The sequence below is a fragment of the Nitrospira sp. BLG_2 genome, from assembly GCF_049222245.1.
The window spans coordinates 1-4,632 of record NZ_JBLYIG010000597.1 but is presented as its reverse complement, the minus strand read 5'-3'; the positions used below and the strand labels follow the sequence as shown (position 1 = coordinate 4,632).

The window sequence follows — 4,632 nt, the reverse complement described above, 5'->3', positions numbered from 1 at the left end:
ATTGTTGGTCACAAGTCTGAGAAGATGTGGAAGCGATACAATTCAATCGAAGAGAAAGACTTGACGGATGCTGCTGTGAAGGTGCAAAAGTACCTTGACGTTAACACCCTAATAACACCAAGCGACATAGCTGTGGATGGTCACTCGTCCAAGTAGTTGAAATGTTGGAAGGCGCCCGTAGCTCAGTCGGATAGAGCATCAGCCTTCTAAGCTGAGGGTCGCTGGTTCGATTCCAGCCGGGCGCACCAAACAGAGCTTGCCTTCGGGGGCCTGAATCTTCGTTCGGCCCCTGGTTCGTCCTTTTCCCCAGCGCCGGTTTGGTTGCTGCCGTCAGAACGCCATATTCCCTAATAAATTTCATGGTCAAGACGGAGATCCCCCAGTAGACATTCAACGCTTGGCTCCCATATAGTTTGACTACGATGTGATCTTCCCATTGTCTTCGAAGGTCTGCTATTCCATGCGCCGGTTCCTGCGACCCCGAGTGCTGATAGGGACGTTGGCTGGGCTGATTGCTCTCTACTCGCTCATCGGGTTTTTCCTGCTTCCCTATGTGATTCAATCGTACGTCGTTCCTGCCGTTTCGGATCAAATCAAGCATCCAATCGTTCTTCGCGAGGCAGCTTTCAATCCGTTTGCGCTGTCCCTTCGTCTCACCGGTCTCGAAGTGCGGGAGGAGAACGAGACGCCGATTCTTGGTTTTGAGGAGCTGTTCGTGAATCTGCGCGCGGCGACACTGTTTTTGCGGAAGGCGGCATTCGATGAGATCCGCCTCGTCATGCCGTTCGTGGCGGTCAGGGTGAGCCCAAAGGGAAAGCTGAATCTGATGTCGTTGGCTCCGCCGCCGGCTGAAACTGTGCAACAGCCTGCCCCACCATCGGGGGAACCCAAAAAGATGATGCCGGTGGAGATCGACCTGCTGGAGGTTGAACAAGGCATACTGGGATACAGGGATGAGTCCAAGCCAAGACCGGTTGTGATCGATGTCGTGCCGATTCACTTCGTGCTACGGGACTTCAGCACTATTCCAAACCAAGAACGCGAGAATGCGTATGCCTTCAGAGCGGAGATCGGAAAGGGTGAACAAGTGGCGTGGGAAGGAACCTTCTCGCTGGAGCCGGTGGAGTCCGACGGCAAAATAGATTTGTCCGGGATCAAAGTACGCACGTTGTATCAAATCGTGCGCGATCAGTTTCAGTTCGATGTCCCGCTGGGCATGCTCGGCCTCTCCGCATCGTACCATTTCGATCTTCGCGGTCAGGCTCCACAGGCCACCGTCAAAAACGGAAATGTGTCGATTCAAAATCTCGCGATCATGGAACGAGGTGGGATTGATCCGGTGATCAGTATTCCCAGGCTTGATGTGGAAGGGATTCGGCTGGATTTGCAAAAGCAGACGATCGATGTCGCGAGAGTCCACTCGGCTGATGCCCGGTTCGATGCCTGGATGGATCCAGGCGGGGTCATCAATTACCAACCCCTGTTCGCGCCTGTCGGCGGAGACGAGGACACAACGCAAGAGTCCGGAGGGGCAAGGACCGAGCGAGCGAAACCTGCCAAGCCCTGGTCGATCACGATGGATGAAGTCGCATTGCGAAACTATGGGGTCGATTTCGAAGACCGAACGCTCGAGCGTCCTGGACATGTGAATGTGCAGGCGATGAATGTCACGGTAAAGGATGTTCAGATTCCGTTCAAAGAATCGTTTCCCATCGATCTGTCATTGAATCTGAACGAGACGGGATCCATCAATTTGAATGGGAATGTGGGACTTGCGCCTTTGGCTGCCGATGCGGAGCTGAACCTGAAACATATTGAAATCCGTCCCTTCCAACCCTATCTGGATCGGTTCCTGAATGCCGATGTGCAGAAAGGGGCGATCGATCTCGCCGGATCAATGCATGTTTCCAATGAGCGCGCGGACGAACCATTGATGCGATTTCAAGGAAATCTGGTGGTGAATAATCTGACGATCGCGGATCGCAAGGACATCGACGATGTTCTGACATGGAAAGCGTTGAACGTGAGCCGCATCGCGCTGAATGTTGAGCCGACGGCGGTGGCGATCGAAGAAATTGTCTGGCAAGAGCCATCCGCCCATATCGTGGTGGACTCCGAAGGCCGGCTCAATCTCTCGCGTCTCGTCGTCTCACCACCGCCTCGCGATCAGACGGCGGGTCAGGAACCTCATGCAAAAGGGCCCGTCCCTATCTCCATCGACAAGGTCAGGATAGGCAAGTTAGCCGCGACGTTCCAGGATTTATCCGTTGAACCAAACATGAGAACCAGTCTCACGGAGTTCGGCGGGACCATCAAAGGACTATCATCGAAGCAGTTGCAAAAAGCCGACGTCAACCTGAGAGGCAAAGTTGGAAGGGCGGCTCCCCTAAAAATAGTCGGAAAGATTAACCCGCTGAGCGAAGATGCTTTCACCGATTTGATCGTGTCCATTGACGGTATGGACTTGACGCAGGCCGAACCGTACATCAGGAAGTATGTGGGCTACAGATTGTCGAAGGGAACGTTGTCGCTCGATTTGAAGTACAAGGTGTCGCAGAAAGTGTTGGAAGCCGAGAATCTCGTGCATGTCGATCAACTGACGTTCGGTCAGACGACGAATAGCACGGACGCCACGTCGCTCCCCGTTGAGTTGATCGTCGCGCTCCTCAAAGATCGCAATGGTCTCATCGAAATCGATATGCCGATTCGCGGCGATCTTAAGGATCCGGATTTCAAGTATGGGAAAGCGGTCATTTCGACTTTGGTCAATCTGCTCGGAAAGGTCGTGGCTTCGCCGTTTGCGTTGATGGCCAAGCTGGTGCCCGGCGGCGGTAGCGAGGAGGATCTTCAATTTATCGAGTTTCAACCCGGCAGCGCCGTACTGGCTGACAGTGAATTGGAGAAACTCGAGGCACTGGAGAAAGCATTGGATGAGCGGGCGGGACTACGGCTCGATATCAAGGGAACGACCGATTCGGGTCGTGATGCGCCGGTGCTCCAAACGATGAAACTTCGAGATCAGCTGTTCGCGATGAGCGGCGGGGCAACATCCGATCAGGCGGAGCTGTCGCAGAAAGAGGAGCAACGGTTGGTGGAAAAACTTTATGCGAAACTTCCTCCGCCTGAACCCTCGGTGATACCGGCGGAACCCACGCAGCCGACCGTCGCGGAGATGAAGCGAAAGCTCGCGGCGGCCATCCGCATTTCCCCGAGTGAATTAGAGGCGCTGGCCCACCAGCGTGCCGAGGAGATCCGCCGCCATCTTCTGGAAGGTGGAAGGCTCACGGAGGAACGAGTGGCTCTTCTTGACGCGGGCGTTGCTGAGTCCGGCCATGAGAAGGTGCGGACTCGGTTGTCCCTGTCTGCCGGGTTGCCTGACCAACCCGCCTCACGTCCCGAGATGCCTTGAAGTCCTATCGAGGTGTGCCGCGGGGAAGATGGCCGGAAAGCGGCGACGTGCCGCTCTCAATCGCGAGCGGGAGAGTGCTCGCTACTTCACGCTGTACCGCATCCGTGTCCCGTGGAGAAGAGACAACTCAATCTCGGGGGTGCTCAGTTCCGCGGGGAAGAGCACGCCGGAAATTTTGCACGCATTAATGCTGGCTCCGTCCAATCTGGCCTTGCTCAAGTCGATACCTCGGAGATCGGCTTGCCGGAAGTAGCAGTCGCTGAAATCCAATCCATCCGCATCGAGACCCCGAAGGTCGAGACCGCGCAGATCACATCCCCGGAGATCGCATGTGTCCCCGGCGGCCTTCTTGACGTTGAACTCCTTGATGCAACCTTCACGCAGCATGAGGTACATCGGGTCCTTGGAGAGATGAAGTTTGGTGCGCGATGGGTTCGTGCCGGCCATGTCGTTTCCTTATGCAAGGATCCAAGGGTCTTGTGAGCCGTATCGGCAAGACCATTGAGAACTTGAGCCGAAAGTCTTCGTTCGGTGTCGCGCGTCAATCATAAACAGCAAGGGCCGGAGTCGGCGGGATATCGCTTCCCCGAGCACGGCTGCCGGTCATGGAACGGCCGACGCTTTACCATGCGACCTCTTGAACTTGTCCATTGGGGCACAGTATTGTACGAAGAAAGTAGAATCTTGTTGTAGGTGATCGCGATACAAGGAGGTAACCCCATGGCAATACGATTGGGCGACGATGCGCCGAACTTTACGGCAGACACGACCGAGGGCACGATCAATTTCCACGAATGGCTGGGTAATAGTTGGGGGATTCTCTTTTCACACCCCAAGGACTACACCCCGGTTTGCACGACGGAGCTGGGGGCCGTGGCCAAAATCTCGCCGGAGTTCAAAAAACGGGGCGTAAAAGTGATTGCCGTCAGCGTGGATCCGATGGATTCCCACAAAGGCTGGATCAACGATATCAATGAGACACAAAAGACGACGATGAACTACCCGATCATCGCCGACCCGGATAAGAAGGTCGCAACGCTGTACGATATGATCCATCCCAACGCCATCGATAATATGACCGTGCGATCGGTCTTCGTCATCGGCCCGGACAAGAAGGTCAAACTCACTTTGACATACCCCGCTTCCTGCGGCAGGAACTTCGATGAGCTGTTGCGAGTGATCGACTCTCTTCAGCTGACATCGAAGTACAAAGTCGCCACTCC

General features: G+C 55.1%; 3 protein-coding genes and 1 tRNA gene. 3 read left to right on the top strand and 1 reads right to left on the bottom strand.

Annotated elements, in window-relative coordinates:
- Positions 1–171 precede the first annotated feature (171 nt).
- A tRNA-Arg gene (locus ACOSYY_RS15835) sits at positions 172–248 on the top strand.
- Positions 249–460: 212 nt separating this feature from the next.
- Positions 461–3,409 carry a DUF748 domain-containing protein gene (locus ACOSYY_RS15830; protein WP_421663607.1) on the top strand — a complete coding sequence of 983 codons (2,949 nt, stop codon included), beginning with the start codon at positions 461–463 and terminating at the stop codon, positions 3,407–3,409.
- Positions 3,410–3,490: 81 nt separating this feature from the next.
- Here the strand turns inward: ACOSYY_RS15830 and ACOSYY_RS15825 are convergent, their stop codons facing one another.
- Positions 3,491–3,856, bottom strand: coding sequence for a pentapeptide repeat-containing protein (locus ACOSYY_RS15825; protein WP_421663605.1), 366 nt, complete (start codon positions 3,854–3,856; stop codon positions 3,491–3,493).
- A gap of 273 nt (positions 3,857–4,129) precedes the next feature.
- Here ACOSYY_RS15825 and ACOSYY_RS15820 point away from each other — a divergent pair.
- The coding region (locus tag ACOSYY_RS15820; protein WP_421663603.1) for a peroxiredoxin at positions 4,130–4,632 on the top strand (503 nt) is incomplete at its 3' end.

What these genes read in the sequence shown, in the direction of transcription:
- ACOSYY_RS15830 (WP_421663607.1), top strand. Translation starts at nt 461, where the DNA reads ATGCGCCGGTTCCTGCGACCCCGAGTGCTGATAGGGACGTTGGCTGGG.
- ACOSYY_RS15825 (WP_421663605.1), bottom strand. Translation starts at nt 3,856, where the DNA reads ATGGCCGGCACGAACCCATCGCGCACCAAACTTCATCTCTCCAAGGAC.